The organism is Pseudomonas sp. NMS19W, from assembly GCF_051554255.1.
Classification (GTDB): Bacteria; Pseudomonadota; Gammaproteobacteria; order Pseudomonadales; family Pseudomonadaceae; genus Aquipseudomonas; species Aquipseudomonas kribbensis.
This window is the reverse complement of the sequence record NZ_CP136718.1, coordinates 346,984-365,483: the sequence shown is the minus strand read 5'-3', so window position 1 is coordinate 365,483 and position 18,500 is coordinate 346,984. Positions and strand designations below refer to the sequence as shown.

Here is an 18,500-nt window from a genome sequence, read left to right as displayed (position 1 = left end):
CGATTACTCGTGATACTGCGCCGACAACTCGTGCACCGCGCGCAGGAACGCGCCGGCGTGTTCCGGATCGACTTCCGGCGTGATGCCGTGGCCGAGGTTGAACACGTGGCCGCTGCCTTTGCCGTAGCTGGCGAGGATGCGCCCGACTTCGGTGCGGATCGCTTCGGGTTTGGCGTAGAGCACGGTCGGGTCCATGTTGCCTTGCAGCGCGACCTTGTCACCGACACGGGCACGGGCGTTGCCGATGTCGCAGGTCCAGTCCAGGCCCAGTGCGTCGGCACCGGCCTCTGCGATGCTTTCCAGCCACAGGCCGCCGTTCTTGGTGAACAGGATCACCGGCACCTTGCGACCGTCGTGCTCGCGGATCAGGCCGCTGACGATTTTCTTCATGTAGGCCAGGGAGAATTCCTGATACGCAGCCGCCGACAGGTTGCCGCCCCAAGTATCGAAGATCTGCACCGCTTGCGCACCGGCCTGGATCTGGCCGTTGAGGTACGAGGTCACCGACTGCGCCAGCTTGTCCAGCAGCAGGTGCATGGCTTGCGGGTTGTCGTAGAGCATCGCCTTGGTCTTGCGGAAGTCTTTCGACGAGCCGCCTTCGACCATGTAAGTGGCGAGGGTCCACGGGCTGCCGGAGAAACCGATCAGCGGCACACGGCCGTTGAGTTCGCGGCGGATGGTGCTGACCGCGTCCATCACGTAGCCGAGGTCTTTGTGTGGATCCGGGATCGGCAGGGCTTCGATGTCGGCCAGGGTGCTGACGACTTTCTTGAAGCGCGGACCTTCACCGGTCTCGAAATACAGGCCTTGGCCCATGGCATCGGGAATGGTGAGGATGTCGGAGAACAGAATCGCCGCGTCCAGTTGCGGATAGCGGTCGAGAGGTTGCAGCGTGACTTCGCAGGCGAATTCCGGATTCATGCACAGGCTCATGAAATCACCGGCCTGGGCGCGGCTGGCGCGGTATTCCGGCAGGTAGCGGCCGGCCTGGCGCATCATCCACACAGGGGTGACGTCTACGGGTTGCTTGAGCAGGGCGCGGAGGAAACGGTCGTTCTTCAGGGCAGTCATGTCGGCATCCGGAAAAAAAGTGCGGGCATTTTCTCAGAGCGAGACGCAGAAAGACAGTGACGAGCGACAAGCTACGAGCCGCAAGCCTAAAGCGCAATTGCTTTAACTTGAGGCTTGCAGCTTGATGCTTGAAGCTGGGGTCTTCAGACCCCCAGGTAATCCAGGATCCCTTCCGCCGCATTGCGGCCTTCGAAGATCGCCGTCACCACCAGGTCGGAACCGCGCACCATGTCGCCACCGGCGAAGATTTTCGGGTTGCTGGTCTGGTGCTTGTACTGACCTTGCTCAGGCGCAACGACGCGGCCCTGGCTGTCGGTCTGGATTTCGAACTGTTCGAACCACGGCGCCGGGCTCGGGCGGAAACCGAATGCGATGACCACGGCGTCGGCCGGGATGATCTCTTCGGAGCCCGGGATCGGCTCGGGGCTGCGACGGCCACGGGCGTCCGGCTCGCCGAGACGGGTCTCGACCACTTTCACGCCTTCGACCTTGTCCTCACCAACGATCGCAATCGGCTGACGGTTATAGAGGAATTTCACGCCTTCTTCCTTGGCGTTCTTCACCTCTTTGCGCGAGCCCGGCATGTTCGCTTCGTCACGACGATAGGCGCAGGTCACGGACTTGGCGCCCTGGCGGATCGACGTGCGGTTGCAGTCCATCGCCGTGTCGCCGCCGCCCAGAACCACGACCTTCTTGCCTTTCATGTCGACGAAATCTTCCGGCGACTTTTCAAAGCCCAGGTTGCGGTTGACGTTGGCGATCAGGAAGTCCAGCGCGTCATAAACGCCCGGCAGATCCTCACCGGCAAAACCGCCCTTCATGTAGGTGTAGGTGCCCATGCCCATGAACACGGCATCGTATTCGGCGAGCAATTGCTCCATGGTCACGTCCTTGCCGACCTCGGTGTTGAGGCGGAATTCGATGCCCATGCCAGTGAAGACTTCGCGGCGATTGCTCAGCACGGTCTTCTCGAGCTTGAACTCGGGGATGCCGAAGGTCAGCAGACCGCCGATTTCCGGGTTCTTGTCGAACACCACCGGAGTCACGCCGCCACGCACCAGCACGTCGGCACAACCGAGACCCGCCGGGCCTGCGCCGATGATCGCGACACGCTTGCCGGTCGGCTTGACCTTGGACATGTCCGGGCGCCAGCCCATGGCGAACGCGGTGTCGGTGATGTACTTCTCGACCGAACCGATGGTCACCGCACCGAAGCCGTCGTTGAGGGTGCACGCACCCTCGCACAGACGATCCTGCGGGCACACCCGGCCGCAGACTTCCGGCAGGGTGTTGGTCTGGTGCGACAGCTCGGCGGCCTGGAGGATGTTGCCCTCGGCCACCAGTTTCAGCCAGTTCGGAATGAAGTTGTGCACCGGGCACTTCCATTCGCAATACGGGTTGCCGCAGCCCAGGCAGCGGTGGGCCTGGTCGGCCGACTGCTGGGGTTTGAACGGTTCGTAGATTTCCACGAACTCTTTCTTGCGTTGACGCAACAGTTTCTTCTTCGGATCCTTGCGCCCGACATCGATGAACTGGAAGTCGTTACTGAGACGTTCGGCCATCTTCAAAACCTCTTACACGACAGCTCCAAGCTACAAGCTTCAAGCTGCAAGAAAATCACATTAGTCCGGTAGAGCGCGCACGAGCTTCAGCTTGCCGCTTGAAGCTCGTGGCTTGCAGCTGCGCCGTTATTGCGGACTTGCACGAGTACTGGAGAGCAGAGATTTCAGACTCGCCGCCTTCGGTTTGACTAGCCAGAAACGACGCAGGTAGTCATCGAGGTTCTCGGCGAGTTCACGACCCCACTCGCTGTCGGTTTCCGCGACGTACTCGTTCAGCACGTTCTGCAGGTGGCTGCGATAGGCTTCCATCGCCTCGCCGCTGATCCGCTGGATTTCCACCAGTTCGTGGTTGACCCGGTCAACGAAGGTGTTGTCCTGGTCAAGCACGTAGGCGAAGCCGCCGGTCATGCCAGAGCCGAAGTTGTAACCGGTCTTGCCCAGGACGCAGACAAAACCACCGGTCATGTACTCGCAGCAGTGATCGCCGGTGCCTTCCACGACCGTGTGGGCACCGGAGTTGCGCACGGCGAAACGCTCGCCCGCGGTGCCGGCGGCGAACAACTTGCCGCCGGTGGCGCCGTACAGGCAGGTGTTGCCGATGATGGCGCTGTTCTGAGTCTGATAAACGCTGCCCTTCGGCGGCACGATGACCAGTTTGCCGCCGGTCATGCCTTTGCCGACGTAGTCGTTGGCATCGCCTTCAGGTACAGGTTCAGACCGCCGGCGTTCCACACGCCGAAGCTCTGACCCGCAGTGCCCTTGAAGCGGAAGGTGATCGGCGCCTTGGCCATGCCCTGGTTGCCGTGCCTGCGCGCGATTTCACCGGAGATCCGCGCGCCGATCGAACGGTCGCAGTTGCAGATGTCCAGATCGAACTCGGCGCCGCTGAGGTCGTTGATCGCCGACGTCGCCATCTCGACCATTTTCTCGGCCAGCAGGCCCTGGTCGAACGGCGGGTTGCGCTCGACGCCGCAGAACTGCGGTTTGTCCGCCGGGATGTGATCGCTGCCCAGCAGCGGAGTCAGATCCAGGTGATGTTGCTTGGCAGTCTGGCCTTCGAGGACTTCCAGCAGATCGGTGCGACCGATCAGCTCTTCGAGGAGCGCACGCCCAGCTTGGCCAGCCACTCACGGGTTTCTTCGGCGACGTAGGTGAAGAAGTTCACCACCATGTCGACGGTGCCGATGTAGTGATCCTTGCGCAGCTTCTCGTTCTGAGTCGCAACGCCGGTGGCGCAGTTGTTCAAGTGGCAGATGCGCAGGTATTTGCAGCCCAGGGCGATCATCGGCGCAGTACCGAAGCCGAAGCTCTCGGCGCCGAGGATTGCTGCCTTGATCACGTCGAGGCCGGTTTTCAGACCGCCGTCGGTCTGCACCCGGACCTTGCCGCGCAGATCGTTGCCGCGCAGGGTCTGGTGGGTTTCGGCCAGGCCGAGCTCCCACGGTGCGCCGGCGTACTTGATCGAGGTCAGCGGCGAAGCACCAGTGCCACCGTCATAGCCGGAGATGGTGATCAAGTCCGCATAGGCCTTGGCCACACCGGCGGCGATGGTGCCGACGCCCGCTTCAGCCACGAGCTTCACCGAAACCAGCGCCTTCGGGTTGACCTGTTTCAGGTCGAAAATCAGCTGCGACAAGTCTTCGATGGAATAGATGTCGTGGTGCGGCGGTGGCGAAATCAGGGTCACGCCCGGCACTGCGTAACGCAGCTTGGCGATCAGCCCGTTCACTTTACCGCCCGGCAGTTGCCCGCCCTCGCCCGGCTTCGCGCCTTGAGCGACCTTGATCTGCAGCACTTCGGCGTTGACCAGGTATTCCGGGGTCACCCCGAAACGGCCGGTCGCGACCTGCTTGATTTTCGAGCTCTTGATGGTGCCGTAGCGCGCCGGGTCTTCGCCGCCTTCGCCGGAGTTGGAACGCGCACCGAGGCGGTTCATGGCTTCGGCCAAGGCTTCGTGAGCTTCCGGCGACAGGGCGCCCAGCGAGATACCGGCGGAGTCGAAGCGCTTGAGCACCGATTCCAGCGGCTCGACTTCGCTGATGTCCAGCGGCTTGTCGAGGGTCTTGACCTTGAACAGGTCGCGGATCATCGACACCGGACGGTTGTCCACCAGCGAGGTGTATTCCTTGAACTTGGCGTAGTCGCCCTGCTGCACGGCGGCTTGCAGAGTGTTGACCACGTCCGGGTTGTACGCGTGGTATTCGCCACCGTGGACGAACTTCAGCAGACCGCCCTGCTGGATCGGCTTGCGCGGACTCCAGGCTTCTGTGGCCAGTGCTTTCTGCTCGGCTTCGATGTCGACGAAACGCGCACCCTTGATGCGGCTCGGCACGCCACGGAAGCTCAGGTTGCAGACTTCTTCGGACAGACCGATGGCTTCGAACAGCTGCGCACCACGGTACGACGCGATGGTCGAGATGCCCATCTTCGACAGGATCTTCAACAGACCTTTGGTGATGCCTTTGCGGTAGTTCTTGAACACCTCGTAGAGGTCGCCCAGCACTTCACCGGTACGGATCAGGTCGCCCAGTACTTCGTACGCGAGGAACGGATAGACCGCCGACGCACCGAAGCCGATCAACACCGCGAAGTGGTGCGGATCGCGGGCGGTTGCGGTTTCCACCAGGATGTTGGAGTCGCAGCGCAGGCCTTTTTCGGTCAGGCGATGGTGCACCGCGCCAGTGGCCATCGAGGCGTGGATCGGAAGTTTGCCCGGAGCGATGTGGCGGTCGCTCAGGACGATCTGGGTACGACCGGCACGCACGGCTTCTTCAGCCTGATCGGCGACGTTGCGGATCGCCGCTTCGAGGCCGACGCTTTCGTCGTAGTTGAGGTCGATGATCTGCCGCTCGAAACCCGGGCGGTCGAGGTTCATCAGCGAACGCCACTTGGCCGGGGAAATGACCGGCGAGCTGAGGATCACGCGCGACGCGTGTTCCGGCGATTCCTGGAAGATGTTGCGCTCGGCACCGAGGCAGATTTCCAGCGACATCACGATCGCTTCACGCAGCGGGTCGATCGGCGGGTTGGTCACCTGCGCGAACTGCTGGCGGAAATAGTCGTACGGCGTGCGCACCCGCTGGGACAGCACGGCCATCGGCGTGTCGTCGCCCATCGAGCCAACGGCTTCGTAGCCTTGCTCGCCGAGCGGACGCAGTACCTGATCGCGCTCTTCGAACGTGACCTGATACATCTTCATGTATTGCTTGAGCTGATCGACGTCGTAGAAAGCCGAACCGTGATCGTTGTCTTCCATGGTCGCCTGGATGCGCAGGGCATTCTTGCGCAGCCATTGCTTGTACGGATGACGGGATTTCAGACGGTTGTCGATCGCATCGGTGTCGAGGATCTGGCCGGTTTCGGTGTCCACGGCGAGGATCTGGCCAGGACCGACACGGCCCTTGGCGATCACGTCCTGCGGCTGGTAGTTCCAGACGCCGATTTCCGAAGCGACAGTGATGAAACCGTTGGTGGTGGTGACCCAGCGCGCCGGACGCAGACCGTTACGGTCGAGCAGGCACACCGCGTAGCGGCCGTCGGTCATTACCACGCCGGCCGGGCCGTCCCACGGCTCCATGTGCATCGAGTTGTACTCGTAGAACGCACGCAGATCCGGGTCCATGGTTTCGACGTTCTGCCACGCTGGCGGAATGATCATCCGCACGCCACGGAACAGGTCGATGCCACCGGTGACCATCAGTTCGAGCATGTTGTCCATGCTCGAAGAGTCGGAACCGACACGGTTCACCAGCGGGCCGAGTTCTTCCAGATCCATCAGATCGTTGGTGAACTTGGTGCGACGGGCCTGGGCCCAGTTGCGGTTGCCGGTGATGGTGTTGATTTCGCCGTTGTGGGCGAGGAAGCGGAATGGCTGAGCCAGCGGCCATTTCGGCAGGGTGTTGGTGGAAAAGCGCTGGTGGAACACGCAGATCGCGGTTTGCAGGCGCTGGTCACCCAGGTCCGGATAGAACGCGGCCAGGTCGGCCGGCATCATCAGGCCTTTATAGATGATGGTCTTGTGGGAAAAGCTGCAGATGTAGTGGTCGGTGTCGGCGGCGTTGGCCACGGACGAACGACGACGGGCGCTGAACAGCTTGACCGCCATGTCCTGATCGCTCAGGCCTTCGCCGCCGATGTACACCTGCTCGATCTGCGGCAGGCGCTCAAGAGCCAGGCGGCCGAGGACGCTGGTGTCGATCGGCACTTTGCGCCAGCCGATCAGTTGCAGGCCTTCGGCCAGGATCTCGCGGTTCATGTTCTCGCGAGCGGCTTCGGCCTTGGCCGGATCCTGGTTAAAGAAGACCATGCCCACGGCATATTGCTTGGGCATCTCGACGCTGAAGGTTTCCTGGGCAATGGCGCGCAGGAAGGCGTCGGGTTTTTGAATCAGCAGACCGCAACCGTCACCGGTCTTGCCGTCGGCATTAATCCCACCGCGGTGGGTCATGCAGGTCAGGGCCTCGATGGCCGTTTGCAATAGGGTATGACTGGGTTCGCCCTGCATATGGGCTATCAGACCGAAACCGCAGTTATCCTTGAATTCATCTGGTTGGTACAGACCTGCTTTCATAGACACTTTCTCACCAGGCTGCCTCTTTTCGAGGCAAATTTCTTTTCAATTCAACCACTTGCATCTCGCGCCGAACGTACGCCGGCTTTGCGGGGGGCAAAAGGGTGGTCATTGTACACAGCGACACAGACGCTCACAAATTTGACGACGAAATGTCGCAAATCTATGTCGCATTTGTGAAAGGTTTAAAGCGATCTGCTGTGCTAGTCAAAACTTTTTTAATTCTGACCGCAACGACTCAAAGACTACTGTGACGCAGACACCACAAGGCACGCGGTCTGTAGAGACGGCGCGCACTTGTAGAAATTTTGAGGTGCTTGGAGAGGCGGCCTGGGTAAGGCCGCCGAATCTTCAGCGAGTTGTTGCCAGTTCCTGTTGGACGCTGGCGACAGTGCGAGGCCAAGGTTTACCAGCCTGAACCTTCGCTGGCAAGGCCTTGATGGCAGAAACGGCCGCATCACGATTGGCAAAGCTGCCATAGGTGATCACGTAGAGCGGCTTGCCGTTGAGGACTTTCTTGAAATAACGGTACTCGCCGCCCTGCTCCTTGACGAAGCTTTGCGCAGCGGCTTCGGAGCTGGTGCCGAGGATCTGCACCACGTAGTTGCCCGGGGCCTGGCCGGCGTACCAGCTGCCACCGGCGGCCTTGGCGACGGTGACCGGCTTCTCGGCAGCTTTCTCGGCAGGTTTGGCCGCAGCGACAGGCTTGGCAGGCGCCGGAGCTGGCTTGGCGACTGGCGCAGCCGGAGCAGGCGCTGGCTTGGCCGTGGCAACCTGGGTCGGTGCCGGTGTCGGTTTGGCCGCAGGGACCGGAACCGGAGTCGGCGCAGGACCGGCCGGCACACCGACCGGTGGCGCAGACGTGGTTACGGTTGGCGGCGTGTTGCTCGAGCCTTCCAGCGGTACGCCATCGTCACCTTCGGTGATCCCGCCGGCCGCTTCGGCCAATGGCTTACGCATGACCGGTTGCGAATTACCGACCAGCGGCAACGGCATCGGCTGGGTGTTACCGGCGAACTCCACGTTCGGCGCGCCACCCTGACCCAATGGCAGTTGAGCCTGTTCATTGGCCGGTGCGCCGGTAGTCGGCGCCTTGTTGCGACCGGGCATCAGCCAGGCGGCAGCGACCGCCACCACGACAACGGCGGAAATCGCCAATACGTGTTTCTTCGGCATGTTGAACCCCATACTTGGACGCTTCACCGCAGAGCGGCTGGCAATCATGACTTCGATCAGTGCATCGCGAGCGACCTGGTTGATGTTACCGGGCCAACCCTCGGAGCTTTCGTGAATATCAGAGATCTGATCCGCGGTGAAAAGTTCGACACCACGGCCGGCACCTTCGAGCCGCTGGTCGAGATACTCGCGGGTTTCTTCTTCGGTGTACGGCTGCAATTCGATGACGTGAAAGCGCTCTTCTTCAAGGTGCAGGGCCTCGAGCTGGGCGATCAGCGACGACTCACCGAACAGGAACACATGGGGACGGCCTTCCGGTGCGCCAGCGCCCAAAGCCATCAGGGCTTCGAGGGCGGACTCGTCAAGCTGCTCGGCGTCATCCACCAGCAGGTAGACTTCCTGGCCGGTCAACGCCAGTTGCACCACCTGATCGAGGATCGCCCCGACTTCGGCCTGGGCCACATTCAGCGCCTGAGCAACCTGACGCAGCACACCGGCCGCATCGCCAGCACCTCGGGCCGAAACGACAACACTCTGAACCGACTGCTTGTTGGTGCTCGCCACCAGCGCCTGGCGCAGCAACGTCTTGCCGCTGCCCTGAGGGCCGGTGACCACCAGCAGCAACTGGCTGTAACGCGCCAGGTGATGCAGTTGACCCAGCACCGGCTTGCGCTGGGCCGGGAAGAATTTGAAGCCCGGAACCCGTGGAGCGAAAGGGTCATGACTTAACTGGAAATGGCCGAGGAACGCCTCGTCGGCATGCAAACTAGTCATCGGAATCTTATTAACCTTTAAGCTGAGCCAGAGCGCGGTAATCCGCTCCCAGCGTGGCCTGTAGAACCTCTTTCGGATAATCGTCGGTCACTACCGCTTCGCCCATCCGGCGCAGCAGCACCAGGCGCAGACGACCGTCGATCACTTTTTTGTCAATTGCCATGTGTTCGAGAAAATCGGCTTCGGTCATTTCTTCCGGCGGAACCACCGGCAGGCCGGCACGCTGGAACAGACGAATGCCGCGATCACGCTCCTGCTCGCTGATCCAGCCGAGGCGCGCGGACATCTCCATCGCCATTACCGTGCCAGCAGCGACCGCTTCCCCGTGCAACCAGACACCATAGCCCATGTGGGTTTCGATGGCGTGGCCGAAGGTGTGGCCGAGGTTGAGCGTGGCACGTACACCGGTTTCCTTCTCATCGGCGCCGACCACTGCAGCCTTGGCCGCGCAGGAGCGTTCGATGGCATAGGTCAGGGCTTTCTGGTCCAGTGCACGCAGGGCATCGACGTTGTCTTCGAGCCAGGTCAGGAACGGCTCGTCGCAGATCAGGCCGTACTTGATGACTTCCGCCAGGCCTGCGGACAGCTCGCGCGCTGGCAGGGTTTTCAGGGACGCCGTATCGATCAGCACCACGTTCGGCTGATAGAAGGCGCCGACCATGTTCTTGCCCAGCGGATGGTTGATGCCGGTCTTGCCGCCCACCGACGAATCGACCTGGGACAGCAGCGTGGTAGGAATCTGGATGAAATCGACGCCGCGCTGGTAGCAGGCGGCTGCAAAACCGGCCATGTCGCCGATCACACCGCCACCGAGGGCAATCACCGTGGTGCGACGGTCATGACGGGCGGTCAGCAGACCGTCGAAGATCAGTTGCAGGGTTTCCCAGTTCTTGAAGGCTTCGCCGTCCGGCAGCACCACGGAAACCACCGAAAACTGCGACAGGCTGCGGGTCAGACGCTCGAGATAGAGCGGCGCAACGGTCTCGTTGGAGATGATTGCCACTTGCCGTCCATGGATGTGCGGCGCCAGCAATTCAGGCTGATCCAACAGTCCTTCGCCAATATGAATCGGGTAGCTGCGCTCGCCTAGATCGACCTTGAGTGTCTGCATGTGTCCCCACAGTGAAGATGGAAGCAGGCGTCCTGCCTTGAATTATCGGATGTCCCCGGTCTTGAGAGGTGTGACGCCGCTTGCGTGCGATCCGCCACAACCCTCGACAGGACGCCGAGGATAGCGCATTTCGGGCGGCGCTTTAACGGGGTGGAAGTTGCGCCAGACGGTCAAGAATGTCGAGTACCACCATGCGTGGCGGCCGCTCGTCGGTTTCCACCACCAGATCGGCGATTTCCCGATAAAGCGGATCGCGGATCGCCAGCAGGTCGCGCAGGGTTTTCTCGGGATTGGCCGTGCGCAGCAGCGGGCGATTGCGGTCGCGGGAGGTGCGGCCGACCTGCTGTTCGACGGAGGCGTGCAGATACACCACCCTCCCGCCCTCGTGCAGGGCCTTGCGGTTGGCATCGCGCATCACCGCGCCGCCGCCCGTCGCCAGCACTACGCCGTCGAACGCGCACAGCTCGGCGATCATCGCCTGCTCACGATCACGAAAACCGGGCTCGCCTTCCTTGTCGAAGATCCACGGGATATTGGCGCCCGTACGCAGTTCAATTTCCTTGTCGGAATCCTTGAACGGCAGGCGCAGCTCTTTGGCCAGTAATCGGCCGATGGTGCTTTTTCCAGCGCCCATCGGTCCTACAAGAATCAAATTTCGCACAGAATCAACGACTCACAGCAATCGCCTGGTTATTCATGATACGCGGAGTGAGGAATACCAGCAGCTCGGATTTTTTCTCCGAAACCACATCACGCCGGAAAAGGCGGCCAAGATACGGCACATCGCCAAGAAATGGCACCTTATCTACGACCTTGCTTTGAGTATTTGAGAAAACCCCGCCAATCACGATGGTCTCGCCGTCGTTCACCAGCACCTTGGCGTTGACCTCGTTTTTCTTGATCGGCGGTACATCCTGCACCTTGTTCAGGTAGTCCGGCTCATCCTTGGTGACCTTCACCTCCATGATGATCCGGTTGTCCGGGGTGATTTGCGGCGTGACCTCCAGCGACAGCGAGGCCTCCTTGAACGACACCGACGTAGCGCCGCTGGAGCTGGCTTCCTGATACGGAATCTCGGTGCCCTTGAGGATTTTCGCGGTCTCCTTGTCGGAGGTGACCACCTTGGGTTGCGAGACGATTTCACCGTTGCCGGTCTTTTCCATCGCCGTCAGTTCAAGATCCAGCAGGACGTTGTCGGTGATGAACGCGATGCCGATCCCGGAGGTGTTGTTGACCGTGCCCATATCGACGAACGGCGAGTTGGTGCTGGTGCTGCCCGGCGTACCGATGGTGGTCGACGAACCATTGCTGACCCCGGAAGTGTTCCAGTTGCCCTTGTTCTGGATCGACCCGCCCCAGCGCACACCCAGGCTCTTGTCGTAATCGACGTTGGCCTCGACGATCCGCGCCTCGATCATCACCTGACGCACCGGGATATCCAGTTGCGCCACAATCCGCCGCAGCTCGTCGAGGCGATCCTGGGTCTGGTAGGCGATGATGTTGTTGGTGCGCTCGTCGACAGTGATCGATCCCCGCTCATCGACCTTCGCCTCGGCGCTGGTGACCGACTGGAACAGCTTGGCGATGTCCGCAGCCTTGGCGTAGTTCACTTGCAGCAGTTCACGGCGCAGCGGCGCCAGTTCGGCGATCTGCTTCTGCGACTCCAGTTCCTGCCGTTCGCGGGCGGCGATTTCATCCGCCGGCGCCACCAGCAACACGTTGCCGACCTTGCGTTTGTCCAGGCCTTTGGTCTTGAGCACCAGATCCAGCGCCTGATCCCACGGTACGTTTTGCAGGCGCAAGGTGATCCCGCCCTGCACCGTATCGCTGGCCACCAGGTTGAGATTGGTGAAGTCCGCGATCAGTTGCAGCACCGAACGCACGTCGATGTCCTGGAAATTCAACGAAAGCTTTTCACCGCTGTAGCTGTTGCGGTCGGCGTTGCGCTTTTGCAGGTCGTCGATGGTCAGCGGACGGATACTCACCGTCAGCTTGTTGTCGGTCTGGTAGGTGGAATAGTCGAACGTACCGCCGGGCTCGACGGTGATGGTCGCCCGATCCCCGCTGACGCCAGCGTTGACGAACTGCACCGGGGTGGCGAAATCCTTGACGTCGAGACGCACCCGCAACGGCTCGGGCAACTGGGTGCGGGCGAAATTGAGGATGATCTTGCCGTCGTGCTCCTGAATGTCCGGCGCGATGGTCGGGTCGGACAGGTCGATGACCACATTGCCCTCTCCCGCCGTGCCGCGCTGGAAGTCCACGCCACGAATCGCCCTGGCGACTGGCGCGTAAGTCCGCGCCGGCGCTGCCACCGGCGTGGCACGCGGTGTCTTCGCGGCAGGTCGCGGTGCACTGGCCTTGGTGCCCTGCCCGACCACCACGAACAGCGTGTTGCCCTCAACCCGGGCGTCATACGGCGCCAGTTGCGTCAGGTTGATGATCAACCGGGTACGGTCATTGGCCTCGACCACCGTGGCAGAGCGCGCATTGCCGCTACCGAGGTCGCGGGTCTTGGTCGCGAGCTGGCTGGCCACCCCCGGCAGGTCGAGGGCGATCCGCGCCGGCGAGTCGGTGGTGTAACCCTTGGGCTGCGGCGGCGGGCCGTCGAACGACAGCTTCAGCTCGACGCGATCACCCGGCAGCGCGGCAACGTCCAGCGTCTTCAGGTTGGCTGCGTGAACCATCGGTGAAAGCAGCGCTATCCATAGCGAAAAACCGAGGGTGGAGAAAATCCTGTTCATTGTTCGACTTCCACTATGAGTGCTCTTTCAAAGGAATGGTGCGCGGCCGCTCCAGCCAGGCGCCTTCGCCATCGGGAACGATTTCGACCACATCGACCTGGGACGCGCTGATCGCGACGATGCGTCCGTCGTTGCGCCCCAGGTAATCGCCGACTTTCAGCCGGTGCACCCCGCCCGCCCCGCGCAGCAGCGCAAAGGAACCGGAGGCATTGGAAATCGTGCCGACCATCTCGAACTGCTCGATGTTGAAACCTTCGAGGTATTGCTTGACCCGGTTCGGGTCCGGCTTGACGTTGCGTGAGCCGTGCTGCTGCCCGGCCAGATCGACCCGTACCTGACGCGAGAAAGGACTGCGCAGGTTGGACGCGCTGTAGGTGAACGTCGGGTAGGAACGAAAGGTCGGCGTCGGCTCGATCTTGCCCGGCGGCCGCAGACGCACTTCATTCATGTAGGCGTCGAGATCGCCGAAGTCGTTGCCGCCGCAACCGCTCAGCCCCAGCATCAATGCCGACAACAGAAGAAAACGGATCGGGCTCATTTTTGCAGCCCCTTGTCGTTGTAGCGGTACGTCTTGGCGAGGATGCTCATGCGCAACTTGGTCCCGCCTTCCGGGTTGGCCGGCGCCAGCTCGAAGTCGTGCAGCGTGACGATCCGCGGCAACCCGGCCACGCCGCTGACGAAGGTGGCGAGGTCGTGATAGGCGCCCGTGACAGTGATCTGGATCGGCAATTCGATGTAGAACTGCTGCGTCACCTCCGGCAACAGCTTGATCTCCTCGAACTCAAGACCACTGCCCAGCCCGGTGCGCGTGATGTCTTCCAGCAATCCCGGCACTTCGGTGTCACTGGGCAATTGCCGCAACAGCACGCCGAACGAGTTCTCCATCTCCTTCATCTGCTGGGTGTACAGCTCCAGATTGGCCGCCATGTGCGCCTTGCTGGAGAACTGCTCCTTGAGCGTGGCTTCTTCCGTGCGTTTGGTTTCGAGCTCGCTTTCCATGTCGCTGACGAAAAAGTTGTAGCCCAGGGCCAGCACCAGAATCATCAGCAGCGCCCCGGCCAGGCCTTTCACGGCCGGCGGCCAGGAGCCGATGTTGCTCGTATCCAGGTCGTTGAAGTCGATATTGCGCAGGCTGGCCAGCCATTCGGACGGTTTCATTGATCGTCCTCCAGGTTTTTCGGCCGGGTCTGATGGACAGTCAACTGGAACACGTTGGCCTGATCCAGTTGCCCCGCCGTGGTTGCCTTGACCTCGTTCAACGTCGGCGCATCGAACCAGTCGGACGCCTCGAGATTGCGCATCAGGTCGGAGACCCGGTTGTTCGATTCCGCCGCACCGCTGATCGACAGCGTCTTGCCGACCATCTTCACGCTGGTGAAATAGACGCCGTCGGGCAGGGTCCGCGCCAGTTGATCGAAGATCCGCCCGCTGACCTGCCGGTTGCCCTGCAGGTCCTGGATGATGCGCATGCGCTCCACCAGTTGCTGGCGACGCGCCTTGAGTTCGCTGATCTGCTTGATCCGCTCATCGACCACGGCAATCTGCTTGCCGATGTAATCGTTGCGCGCCTGCTGATGTTCGATGGCCGTGCTGAAAACCTGCGCGGCAATGAATACCGCGCCGACCGAACCGACCACCACGCCGGTCAGGGTCAGCAGAAAGCGTTTGCGCCGTTCTTCGCGGCGCTCCTCGCGCCAGGGGAGAAGGTTGATCCGCGCCATCAGTCGAAACTCCTGAGCGCGAGCCCGCAGGCAATCATCAGGGCCGGCGCATCACTGGCCAGGGCCCCGGCGTTGACCTTGCTGCTCAAGGCCATGTCGGAAAACGGATTGGCGACCTGGGTCGGGGTGCCGAGGCGCTCTTCGATCAGCCGGTCCAGCCCCGGTACCGACGCCGTGCCACCGGCCAGCAGAATGTGATCGACCGCGTTGTACTGGCCGGAAGCAAAGAAGAACTGCAGGGAACGTGACACCTGTTGCACCAGCGCCTCGCGAAACGGCTGCAGGACCTCGCCGACATAATCGTCCGGCAGACCGCCCTGCTTCTTGGCCAGCCCTGCCTGTTCGAGGGTCAGGCCATAGCGGCGCTGGATTTCCTCGGTGAGCTGGCGACCACCGAAGAGCTGTTCGCGGGTGTAGATGATCCGCCCGTTGTGCAGGACGCTGAGGGTGGTCATGGTCGCGCCGATATCGACCACCGCAACGGTCAGGCGCTCCTGCGAGGCCGCCAGTTGCGTGGCCAACAGGCCAAACGAGCGCTCCAGTGCATAGGCCTCGACATCCACCACTCGGGCCGTCAGGCCGGCCAGGGCCAGCGCCGCCTCACGGACTTCGACGTTTTCCTTGCGACAGGCGGCCAGCAGCACGTTGACCCGCTCGGGGTTGCGCGGCGAAACGCCCTGGACTTCGAAGTCGATGGCGACTTCGTCCAGCGGGTAGGGAATGTATTGGTCGGCTTCGATCTTGAGCTGGTTTTCCAGCTCGTCGTCGGACAGCCCGGCGTCCATTTCGATGACCTTGGTGATCACCGCCGAGCCGGCCACCGCCACCGCCACGCTCTTGAGACCGGTGCGCGCCTTGGCCAGTACCCGGGACAGGGCATGCCCGACGCCCTCAAGTTCGGCGATGTTCTTCTCGACCACGGCATTGGCCGGCAACGGCTCCACCGCGTACGCCTCGACCCGGTAGCGCTCCCCCTGGCGACTGAGCTCCAGCAGCTTCACCGAAGTGGAGCTGATATCGATCCCCAGCAACGTATTGGTCTTTTTATTGAAGAGTCCTAGCACTACCAATTCCCTATGACTTTCCGTGAGTTACGGACTCTGTAATGCGCATTGCGTTCCCTCGCCCCGTCTTGACAGAAGCGCAAATGACGCCCCCAGCGGAAAAGTGCTTATAATGCCCAGCGATTTTTTCCGCTTTTTACTGCCGGCGCGGGCCGTTCTGTGTGTTCCCGGAACCCTGTCGCCCAATTCATTCTTTGCCCTGGATGTCCAAAAGCCTTGATTCGTCTGCTGAAATTCTTCGGTTGGTCCATCGTCGCCGTTTTCTGCGGACTGCTTTTAGTTCTCAGCGGCGCGTTTCTTTACCTTAGTCCGGGTTTGCCATCTGTGGAGGCGCTGAGAAGCATTCAGTTGCAGATTCCGCTCCGGGTCTACAGCAGCGACAACAAGTTGATCGCAGAATTTGGCGAAATGCGCCGTACTCCGATCCGTTTCGCCGACATTCCCCCCAATTTCATCAATGCGTTACTAAGTGCTGAAGACGACAACTTCGCCAATCACTATGGCGTCGATCCGAGCAGCCTGATGCGTGCCGCGACCCAACTGGTCAAGAGCGGGCACATCCAGTCCGGCGGCAGCACCATCACCATGCAGGTGGCGAAGAACTTCTTCCTGACCAGCGAACGCAGCTTCTCGCGCAAGACCACGGAAATCCTTCTGGCCCTGCAGATCGAACGCCAGCTGACCAAGGACGAGATCCTTGAGCTGTACGTGAACAAGATTTATCTGGGCAACCGCGCCTACGGCATCGAGGCGGCGGCGCAGGTGTATTACGGCAAGTCGATCCGCGAGGTCAGCCTGGCGCAGATGGCGATGATCGCCGGCCTGCCTAAGGCTCCGTCGCGCTTCAACCCGCTGGCCAACCCGGCGCGCAGCAAGGAGCGTCGCGACTGGATCCTCGGGCGCATGTACAAGCTCGGCAAGATCACCGAAGCCGACTACACCGCTGCCATCAACGAGCCGCTGAACGCCAGCTACCACGTGCCGACCCCGGAAGTGAACGCGCCGTACATCGCCGAGATGGCCCGCGCCGAAATGGTCGGCCGCTATGGCAGCGACGCCTATACCGAAGGTTTCCGCGTCACCACCACGGTGCCGAGCAACCTGCAGGAAATGGCCAACACCGCGCTGCACGAAGGCCTGATGACCTACGACCAGCGTCACGGCTACCGTGGTCCTGAATCGCGCCTGCCGGGCAAGACCCGCGAAGCCTGGGCCATCGAGCTGACCAAGCAACGCACCATCAGCAGCCTCGAACCGGCCATCGTTACCCAGGTCGACAAGAACGGCCTGCAAGTGCTGACCCGCACCGGTGAAGAGCATGTGGCGTGGGACACCATGAAATGGGCCCGTCCGTTCCTCAATACCAACAGCATGGGCGCCGCGCCGCGTCAGCCATCGGATGTCGCGCAGGTCGGCGATCTGGTGCGCGTACAGCGCCAGCCGAACAACTCGCTGAAATTCAGCCAGATTCCACAGGCCCAGGGCGCGCTGGTGTCGCTGGATCCGCAGAACGGCGCAATCCGCTCGCTGGTCGGCGGTTTCGCCTTCGAGCAGAGCAACTACAACCGCGCCATGCAGGCCAAGCGTCAGCCGGGTTCGAGCTTCAAGCCATTCGTCTACAGTGCCGCACTGGATAATGGCTACACCGCCGCCACGCTGGTCAACGACGCGCCGATCGTGTTCGTCGACGAGTATCTGGACAAGGTCTGGCGTCCGAAGAACGACACCAACACCTTCCTCGGCCCGATCCGCCTGCGCGAAGCGCTGTACAAGTCGCGCAACCTGGTTTCGATCCGCCTGCTGCAGGCGATGGGCGTAGGCAAGACCATCGACTACATCACCCGCTTCGGCTTCAACAAGCAGGACCTGCCGCCAAACCTGTCCCTGGCGCTGGGCACCGCGACCCTGACCCCGATGGAAATCGCCACCGGCTGGAGCACCTTCGCCAACGGCGGCTACAAGATCACTCCGTACATCATCGACAAGATCGAAAGCCGCAACGGCGACACGCTGTTCGTCGCCAACCCGCCGACCGTGCCACAAGGCGCCTCGGCCACTGACGGCATCGCGGCGCCGGCCAGCCAGTCGTTCACCGTCAACGCCGCACCGGTGCCGGGCGAAGCGCCGGGTGCTGCAGCGGTGCCACAAGCGCCGGCAGTCGCCGAGCGCATCGTCGATGGCCGCACCACCTACATCCTCAACAGCATGCTGCAGGACGTGATCAAGCTCGGCACCGGTCGTCGCGCACTGGCCATGGGCCGCAGCGACATCGCAGGCAAAACCGGTACTACCAACGAATCCAAGGATGCGTGGTTCTCCGGTTACAACGCCGATTACGTGACTACGGTCTGGACCGGTTTCGACCAGCCGGAAAGCCTCGGTCGCCGGGAGTTCGGCGGCACCGTGGCGCTGCCGATCTGGATGAACTACATGAGCGCCGCGCTCAAGGACAAGCCGCCGCATGTCCAGCCGGAACCGGAAGGCATCCTCAGCCTGCGGGTAGACCCGGTCAGTGGCCGCGCAGCCTCGCCGAGCACACCAGGCGCCTACTTCGAGCTGTTCAAGGCCGAAGACACGCCGCCGTCGGTCAACGAGATCGGCAACGGCACGGCACCGGGCAGCCCGCTGCCGGCGGACGAACAGGCGCCGATCGATCTGTTCTAGAAAAGCAGCCAGAAGTTTCGAGCTGCAAGCCAAAAGCAAAAGC

General features: G+C 61.8%; 12 protein-coding genes and 1 pseudogene. 1 reads left to right on the top strand and 12 read right to left on the bottom strand.

From position 1 onward, the window contains the following. Positions 1-3 precede the first annotated feature (3 nt). The 12 genes and pseudogenes from hemE to R1A29_RS01525 all read right to left on the bottom strand — a co-directional run bounded on the left by hemE (position 4) and on the right by R1A29_RS01525 (position 15,793). Positions 4-1,071 carry a uroporphyrinogen decarboxylase gene (hemE, locus tag R1A29_RS01580; protein WP_007968321.1) on the bottom strand — a complete coding sequence of 356 codons (1,068 nt, stop codon included), beginning with the start codon at positions 1,069-1,071 and terminating at the stop codon, positions 4-6. 143 nt (positions 1,072-1,214) lie between these two features. Beyond that, positions 1,215-2,633: an FAD-dependent oxidoreductase gene (locus R1A29_RS01575; protein WP_039757038.1), complete on the bottom strand. Its 1,419-nt coding sequence runs from the start codon at positions 2,631-2,633 to the stop codon at positions 1,215-1,217. A gap of 126 nt (positions 2,634-2,759) precedes the next feature. Then, positions 2,760-3,547, bottom strand: a pseudogene (locus R1A29_RS01570) (hypothetical protein). A 173-nt stretch (positions 3,548-3,720) separates the two neighbouring features. Continuing rightward, positions 3,721-7,203: a glutamate synthase large subunit gene (gene gltB, locus R1A29_RS01565; RefSeq protein WP_438300459.1), complete on the bottom strand. Its 3,483-nt coding sequence runs from the start codon at positions 7,201-7,203 to the stop codon at positions 3,721-3,723. 351 nt (positions 7,204-7,554) lie between these two features. Continuing rightward, positions 7,555-9,153: an AAA family ATPase gene (locus R1A29_RS01560; protein WP_438300458.1), complete on the bottom strand. Its 1,599-nt coding sequence runs from the start codon at positions 9,151-9,153 to the stop codon at positions 7,555-7,557. Between the two features lie 10 nt (positions 9,154-9,163). Then, positions 9,164-10,264 carry a 3-dehydroquinate synthase gene (gene aroB, locus R1A29_RS01555; RefSeq protein WP_119429530.1) on the bottom strand — a complete coding sequence of 367 codons (1,101 nt, stop codon included), beginning with the start codon at positions 10,262-10,264 and terminating at the stop codon, positions 9,164-9,166. Between the two features lie 142 nt (positions 10,265-10,406). Then, positions 10,407-10,925, bottom strand: a complete 519-nt coding sequence (gene aroK, locus R1A29_RS01550; RefSeq protein WP_011332081.1) for a shikimate kinase AroK — start codon at positions 10,923-10,925, stop codon at positions 10,407-10,409. Between the two features lie 4 nt (positions 10,926-10,929). Beyond that, positions 10,930-13,008, bottom strand: a complete 2,079-nt coding sequence (gene pilQ, locus R1A29_RS01545; protein ID WP_438300457.1) for a type IV pilus secretin PilQ — start codon at positions 13,006-13,008, stop codon at positions 10,930-10,932. 13 nt (positions 13,009-13,021) lie between these two features. After that, the gene (locus R1A29_RS01540; protein WP_114881131.1) at positions 13,022-13,546 is read right to left on the bottom strand and encodes a pilus assembly protein PilP; all 525 of its coding nucleotides are present in this window, start codon (positions 13,544-13,546) and stop codon (positions 13,022-13,024) included. Beyond that, entirely contained in the window at positions 13,543-14,166 is a 624-nt protein-coding gene (pilO, locus tag R1A29_RS01535; protein ID WP_085711057.1) for a type 4a pilus biogenesis protein PilO, read from the bottom strand. Before pilO ends, R1A29_RS01540 begins: the two co-directional genes overlap by 4 nt. Further along, a complete protein-coding gene (locus tag R1A29_RS01530; protein WP_248743154.1) occupies positions 14,163-14,729 on the bottom strand; it encodes a PilN domain-containing protein in 567 nt (188 codons plus the stop codon). Before R1A29_RS01530 ends, pilO begins: the two co-directional genes overlap by 4 nt. After that, positions 14,729-15,793 (bottom strand): pilus assembly protein PilM, encoded by a 1,065-nt coding sequence (locus R1A29_RS01525; protein WP_085711055.1) that lies wholly within the window; start codon positions 15,791-15,793, stop codon positions 14,729-14,731. Before R1A29_RS01525 ends, R1A29_RS01530 begins: the two co-directional genes overlap by 1 nt. Before the next feature lie 219 nt (positions 15,794-16,012). On the opposite strand from R1A29_RS01525, the gene R1A29_RS01520 reads away from it, so the two are divergent. Further along, complete coding sequence (locus R1A29_RS01520; RefSeq protein WP_438302002.1) at positions 16,013-18,457, top strand: penicillin-binding protein 1A; 2,445 nt, start codon at positions 16,013-16,015, stop codon at positions 18,455-18,457. Positions 18,458-18,500: the final 43 nt, after the last annotated feature.